Annotated in this window: 6 protein-coding genes; 5 read left to right on the top strand and 1 reads right to left on the bottom strand. The window is 50.7% G+C overall.

Annotated elements, in window-relative coordinates; all coding sequences use genetic code 11:
• Positions 1–171 precede the first annotated feature (171 nt).
• The 5 genes from cysG to APA10_RS09095 all read left to right on the top strand — a co-directional run bounded on the left by cysG (position 172) and on the right by APA10_RS09095 (position 5,637).
• Positions 172–1,575 carry a siroheme synthase CysG gene (cysG, locus tag APA10_RS09115; protein ID WP_035366564.1) on the top strand — a complete coding sequence of 468 codons (1,404 nt, stop codon included), beginning with the start codon at positions 172–174 and terminating at the stop codon, positions 1,573–1,575.
• Between the two features lie 88 nt (positions 1,576–1,663).
• Positions 1,664–3,091 (top strand): FAD-binding oxidoreductase, encoded by a 1,428-nt coding sequence (locus APA10_RS09110; RefSeq protein WP_003630963.1) that lies wholly within the window; start codon positions 1,664–1,666, stop codon positions 3,089–3,091.
• 98 nt (positions 3,092–3,189) lie between these two features.
• Entirely contained in the window at positions 3,190–4,002 is an 813-nt protein-coding gene (locus APA10_RS09105) for a MetQ/NlpA family ABC transporter substrate-binding protein (RefSeq protein WP_035366562.1), read from the top strand.
• Entirely contained in the window at positions 3,999–4,982 is a 984-nt protein-coding gene (locus APA10_RS09100) for a methionine ABC transporter ATP-binding protein (RefSeq protein ID WP_003626376.1), read from the top strand. Before APA10_RS09105 ends, APA10_RS09100 begins: the two co-directional genes overlap by 4 nt.
• Entirely contained in the window at positions 4,963–5,637 is a 675-nt protein-coding gene (locus tag APA10_RS09095; protein WP_003626378.1) for a methionine ABC transporter permease, read from the top strand. The genes APA10_RS09100 and APA10_RS09095 overlap by 20 nt, the downstream gene beginning before the upstream one ends.
• Positions 5,638–5,690: 53 nt before the next feature.
• Here APA10_RS09095 and hmpA read toward each other — a convergent pair whose 3' ends face one another.
• Entirely contained in the window at positions 5,691–6,905 is a 1,215-nt protein-coding gene (gene hmpA / locus APA10_RS09090) for an NO-inducible flavohemoprotein (RefSeq protein WP_003630961.1), read from the bottom strand.
• Between the last annotated feature and the right edge of the window lie 164 nt (positions 6,906–7,069).

The raw sequence follows: 7,069 nt of genomic DNA, 5'->3' as shown, positions 1-7,069 counted from the left end.
AACTACAACCCTCACGTGCCACACTCAGAGCTTAACTGACGACACGCCGTAGTAACATTCATACATTCTCTGGTTGCTTTTCGCCTCAAAAGTCAGGCGCTGGAAATCTTTTTTGTATTTAAGGTATCTGGGCCCTTGCATCTGGAGCAGAAGCCTGCTTGCAGAGGCAGTATGCAAGGTTTGTCAGAAAATACAGGTTGGTTTCCCGTCGTGTTTCGCATGGAAGGCGAGCGGGTTCTTGTTGTGGGTGGCGGAAATGTAGCCGCTAGCAAGGTGCAGCTTCTTGTATCTACAGGTGCGCGGGTGGAAGTGCTTTCGGCTTCCTTGTGTTCCGAACTTGAGCGTATGGTGGATAAAGGTGCCATACACCATTGTGCGCAGGATACATCTGTGCAGGATTTGCAGCCGCGTCTTTCAGGCTGCCGTCTGGTTTATCTGGCAACCAATGACCGAGATCTGAATCAAACACTCGCAACTCTATGTAAGACACATAATGTGCCGGTGTGTGCGGTGGATGATCCGGCTATTTCTACATTTATTACGCCTGCACTGGTTACACGGGGGAAGGTGCAGGTAGCCATTTCTACCGGAGGTGCTGCGCCTGTTCTGGCCCGTAGGCTAAGAACAATGGTGGAGCGCGTTCTCCCAGAAGGGTTGCACCGTCTGGCGGACTTTATGTCCACCATGCGGGATGAACTGCGTCAACGTATTCCGGATACCTCTGCACGTCGGCAGCTATGGGAGCATTTTCTTGATGGAGAAGGTGCACGTGCGGCTTTGGCTGGAGATAAGGCTGAAGCCACACGCAACTTGCAGGAGTTGGAAGACGGAAATACTGCACGGGGCGAGGTCTGGTTGGTAGGAGCCGGGCCGGGTAATCCTGATTTGCTCACTCTAGCGGCTTTGCGGCTTATGCAGGATGCAGATGTTATTCTGTATGACAATCTGGTTGGCCCAGAAATTTTGAATTACGTGCGGCGAGATGCCGAACGTGTTTTTGTAGGCAAAAAGCGTAATCGCCATACATTGCCGCAAGAAGATATCAATTATGAACTGGTGCGTCGTGCACAGGCCGGCCAGCGGGTTTTGCGCCTGAAAGGCGGAGATCCCTTTATATTTGGCAGGGGCGGGGAAGAACTGGAAACACTGGTAGAGGCCGGTGTGCCTTTTCGGATTGTTCCAGGTATTTCTGCTGCCAATGGATGTGCCGCGTATGCCGGTATTCCCCTAACACATCGTGATTGTGCACAGGCATGCCTGTTTATTACGGGGCATGCACGTGCAGATGGTGTACTGAATTTGGAATGGGAAACTATTGCCCTAAAAAATCAGACAGTGGTGATTTACATGGGGCTGACAATGATTTCTCAGCTTTGTGCCCAGCTTGTTAAGCACGGATTGCCTGAAAACTGGCCTGTTGCGGTGGTGGAAAAAGGTACTTTGCCAGAGCAAAGAGTATGTGAGGGCACGTTGGCAACGTTACCAGATCTGGTAGCAGAACAGCAGATACAAAGCCCGGCACTGGTGATTGTAGGAGAGGTTGTACGCCATCGTGTGATCTCACCGCATCATTGATTTCAGATACAAGAGCAAATCGTTGATATTTGCGGCATCTTTGACTGCCGATTTTAAACCACTATCTATCGGGAAGACTGGATAGCGCATGACAAACACTTCATTCCCTCATGCAGATGCACCCAAACGGGCTGAGGCTGTCCTGGCGCAGTTGAAAGCGCAGTTTGGTGAACGTGTTTCGTGCAATGAATCCGTTTGTGAAGCCCATAGCCATGGAGAGGCCTTGCAGGTGTCTCGCATGCCAGCGGCTGTGGTGTTTGCTGAAAGCACGGCGGATGTATCCGATGCGCTTAAGCTTTGCCATCATCATCAGGTTCCAGTGGTTGCATTTGGCGCAGGTACATCGGTGGAAGGGCATGTCACGCCACCAGAACATGCCATCAGCCTTGATCTTTCCCGTATGACAGAGGTGCTGGAAGTTAACCCGGCTGATCTGGATTGCCGCGTGCAGGCGGGTCTTACCCGGCAAGTGCTGAATGTGCAGTTACGGGATACAGGTCTGTTTTTCCCGGTTGATCCGGGTGGTGAAGCAACCTTGGGCGGCATGTGCGCCACGCGTGCTTCTGGCACAGCCGCGGTGCGTTACGGCACCATGAAGGAAAATGTGCTTGGACTAACAGTTGTTCTGGCAAATGGGGAAGTTATTCGCACTGGTGGGCGGGTGCGCAAGTCTTCCACCGGGTATGATCTTACGTCTCTGTTCGTAGGGTCAGAAGGCACGTTGGGGATTATTACAGAGGTGCAGTTGCGCCTGCATGGTATTCCCGAACAGCTTTCCGCTGCTATTTGCCAGTTCGAAAATCTGCATGATGCGGTCAGCACGGCTATTGAGATTATTCAGATGGGCGTGCCTATTGCCCGTGTGGAATTGATGGACGAAGTGCAGATGGCTGCAAGTATCAGCTATTCTGGCCTCACAGATTTGCAGCCTCTGACAACTCTGTTTTTTGAATTTGCAGGTGCACCAGAATCTGTGCGTGAGCAGGTGAGTGTGACCGAAGATATTGCGCGTGAAAATAACGGTTTGCGCTTTATGTGGGCAGATACGGCCGATGAACGTGCGCGCCTTTGGAAGGCGCGGCATAATGCGTTCTGGGCAGCAAAGGCAATTGATCCATCAGCGCGTGTTATCAGCACGGACTGCATTGTGCCCATTTCACGCCTGGCAGATCTGATAGATGGCGTTCGGCAGGATATTGCAGCTTCTGGCCTGCAGGCTGCTATTCTGGGGCATGTGGGTGATGGAAATTTCCACACTCTGATTATGACAGAAGATAGCGATGCCGGGCATGCGCGTGCGCTTGATCTTGACCGCAAGATTGTTGCACGTGCTCTGGCGATGGGTGGTTCATGCAGCGGTGAACATGGCGTAGGTTTGGGAAAGCTGGAGTTTCTGGAAACAGAGCACGGGGCAGGGGCGCTCTCTGTCATGCGGGCGTTGAAAGCAACGCTGGATCCGCTGAACATTCTTAACCCTGGTAAACTATTGCCAGAAGGGCCTGTGTTCAAAGGGTAAGGAGCGTTCAGGCAACTTACCCGTATAAACTTGACATCTGCGTGTTATTTTCTGTTTATACACACAAAATCGTATTTATCTGAAATGGACTATAAATCATGTCTTCGTCCTTTTTATCCCGTAGGGTAATGCTTGCCGGAATGGGCGTGGCCATGATGGCCCCCTACGGTGTTGCACATGCTGATGGTCAGGTTCTGCGCATCGGTATTATTGCTGGTGAGGATGAAGATGTCTGGCGCGTGGTGGCCGAAAACGCTGCCAAGGAAGGTCTGACCCTCAAGATCATCCCGTTTTCAGATTACAATGCACCGAACGAAGCATTGGCTGAACACGAACTGGATGCAAATGCATTTCAGCATGGGCCTTTTCTGGAAGCGCAAAACAAGGCCAAGAATTTCCATATCGTGCCTGTAGGTAACACCTATCTGTCTCCCATAGGTTTGTATTCTCGGCGCTGGAAAACTGTTGCAGAATTACCAAACAAGGCCGTGATTGGTGTGCCGAATGACCCGACGAATGAGGGGCGCGCCCTTTTGCTGTTGCAGAAATTGGGGCTGATCAAAGTGGCGGAAGATGCCGGTTTGGTGCCTACAGCATTAGATATTACCGAAAATCCACGCCAGATTTCTGTAAAAGAAATGGATGCCGGAATGGTGGGGCGCGCGCTGCCAGATATGGATGCGGCTGTGGTGAATACAGATTGGGCCAACAAAGCAGGCATTGATCTGCAGAAAGAGCGGATTGCACAGGAAGCCCCGCAAAATAACCCGTATGTCTGCTTTATTGCTGTGAATGAAACAGACAAAAATGCACCGTGGGTCAGCAAGCTTGTTTCTGCTTTTCAGCAGGATAATGTCAAACAGGCGTTGGCGCAGGCATTTCATGGTGCGGTTGTGCCGGGTTGGTCATGAGTCTTTTACAGGTTGAACATCTTACCCGCTCATTTGGCGGGCAGCCTGCCCTCAAGGATATTTCTTTTACGGTGGGCAAGGGCGATAGCCTTGGCATCATCGGGCGTTCAGGGGCGGGAAAGTCCACCTTGTTGCGGTGCCTATGCGGGCTGGATCGTCCTCAATCCGGACGTATTCTGCTGGAAGGGCAGGATCTGGCAGTTTTGCCAGAATCTCAGATCATTCCCTTACGGCGGCGTATCGGGCTGGTGTTTCAGCATTTCAATTTGCTGACATCCCGCACCGTTGCCGCCAATGTGGCTTTGCCATTGGAAATTGCAGGTATCCCACGTGATCAGCGGGTAAAACGTGTCGCAGAACTGCTTGATCTGGTGGGGTTGGCTGATCACGCCAATAAATATCCTGCCATGTTATCTGGCGGGCAAAAGCAGCGTGTCGGTATTGCCCGTGCCCTTGCAGCACAACCTGCCTTGCTGTTGTGCGATGAAGCAACTTCTGCGCTAGACCCGGAAACAACAGAGTCGATATTGGCTTTGTTAAACAGCATCAATCGTGAATTGGGGCTGACCATTGTTTTTATCACGCATGAAATGGACGTTGTGCGTGCATTGGCCAAGCATGTTCTGGTGCTGGATCATGGTCGGATCATAGCACGTGGTCTGCCCGCTGATATTTTGGAAGAAACAAGCCTGCAAGCTGCTTTACCCCCCAATATGGAACGTAGCCCGCAGGAAGGTAGCCACGCAGTGGTAAGACTAACGGTGGATCAGAACCTGATTATGGCACCGTTACTGCAAAATGTGCAGGAAATGTGCCAGACACAGGCTTCCTTATTACGCGTTATTCCTGCCGAAGATGCAGAATATCAGGTTTTGGATGTTCTTTTACAGGTTGGGGATGTTTCCGTCGCAACCATGAACTTTCTTCAGCAAAATTGTCATGCAGCAGAAGTGGTAGGCTATGTCCCGGCTCATTCTTGATCTGCTATGGCACGCCACTGGCGAAACGCTGATAATGGTGTTGGTATCCGGTTTTATTGCGGTTCTTTTTGGGCTGCCATTAGCCGTTTTTATGGTTGTAGCTGGGCGAGGCGGCCTTTATCCATTGCCGGTGCTGCCACGTTTGCTTGGTGTGGTGATTGATGCCATCCGGGCTGTGCCATTTATTATTCTGCTGGTGCTGCTTATTCCATTTACCCGAATGGTCGTGGGCAGTGCGTTGGGCACAACTGCTGCCATTGTCCCGCTTTCCATTGCCGCTATTCCGTATTTTGCGCGCATTGCTGAGGTTTCCCTGCGGGAAGTCGATCATGGATTGGTTGATGCCGTGCGCGCCATGGGCGGAACGCGCTGGATGGTTATCCGGTATGTTTTGCTACCAGAAAGCATGCCTGCGCTTGTATCCGGCATAACAGTTACACTGGTAACCTTGGTGGGTGCATCAGCCATGGCAGGCACTATTGGTGCCGGTGGTTTGGGGGATCTGGCTATTCGCTATGGTTATCAGCGCTTCAATACAACAGTGATGTTAGGGGTGGTCGCTGTATTGATTGTGCTGGTGACGGGTATGCAGGCCTTGGGTAACTGGCTTTCACGTATATTGCGCCATTCGGAACGCACCAGAAGTGCAGACTAAGATTGGAAAAATCTTCTCTCTATTCTTAATCGAATAGAGAGAAGATTATAAAATTAAGCGCTTACAAGTTCTGCATCTGCTGCAGATCCAAAGAATTCATAGTGGATCTGGTTTTCTGGCACGCCAGCTTCGGTAAGAGCTTTAATCATGTCCCGCATAAAGCTATCAGGCCCACAGATATTGTAATCTGCAGTGATATCTACACGGGGTTTAAGCCATTCTGCAGTGATTCTGCCTTCATGCAGCTTTACGTTCTTGTTCGAACGGTTTGAGGGCACGGGAGAATGGCTATAGAAAATATCAGCTTCAAGAACATCTTTTTCAGCCAAAGTGTAGATGTAATTTGTAAATGCTTCATCCTGTGCCGTGTGCACGCCGTGGATGTAGTGGATATTGCGCTTGGTTCCATCCTTCAGAAACGCACCGAGGGTAGAAATAAAAGGTGTTTGTCCAACACCAGCACACAGCAGAACAATTTTGCTGTTTTTTTCTGTTCCGGGCGTAAAGTCTCCTGCTGGTGCAGAAACGTCCAGAACCTGCCCTTCTTGCACGGTATCATGCAGCCATTGAGAAACCACACCACCATCCGCGCGGCGCACACTAATGCGGTAATGATCTGCGCCGGGTTCGGAAGAAATGCTGTAGTTACGGCGTTGTGAGCCGTGCTCCGGAACATCTAGCTTGAAGCTGAGATATTGCCCGGCTTCGTGTTTCATAATGGGTTTGTTATCCACGGGCACCAGTTCGAAGGACGTGATGGTATGACTTTCACGCACTTTGCGGCGCACCGTAAACGGGCGCCAGCCTACCCATCCGCCAGGGGCTGCGGCATGTTCTTCGTAAATCTGTTTTTCACGGCCCATGAGAATGTCTGCCAAGAACCAGTAAGCCTTGCCCCATGCTTCCAGAATTTCGGGTGTGGTAGCGTCACCCAGCACCTGAGCAATTGCTCCCAAAAGTGCATCAGCTACGTAGGGGTAGTGTTTGGGCAGAATATTCAGCCCAACATGTTTTTCGGCAATACGTTCAACCATACTGCCCAAAGCGTCAAGGTTATCAATGTTACGCGCATAAGCCAGCACAGCCAGGGCAAGAGCTTTAGGTTGTTCACCATCTTTTTGGTGAGACATGTTGAAAAGGTCCCGAATATCGGGGTTGGACAGCAGGCGTTTGTACATTTCCTGCGTAATATCTAGCCCATGTGCTTCAAGAGCTGGAACACAGGCCTTTATAATTGAGAGTGTTTTTGCATCAAGCGGAGAAGGCATGGAGAAGATCCTATAAAATGTATTTAATATATATCTTATAGGCACATAAAAAGGTGTCAATGCGATGCATCTTTTGTGTGGAGATGGCTGCATTGTGGTGCACGCAATATTTAGGGCCTGTTAGGGCTTGATCCAGTCTGCTGCGGCAGCGATGTGGATGACCG

The organism is Acetobacter pasteurianus subsp. pasteurianus LMG 1262 = NBRC 106471 (assembly GCF_000285275.1).
Lineage (GTDB): Bacteria > Pseudomonadota > Alphaproteobacteria > Acetobacterales > Acetobacteraceae > Acetobacter > Acetobacter pasteurianus.
Note: the sequence above shows the minus strand (reverse complement) of the source record. Positions and strands in the feature narration are given on the sequence as shown.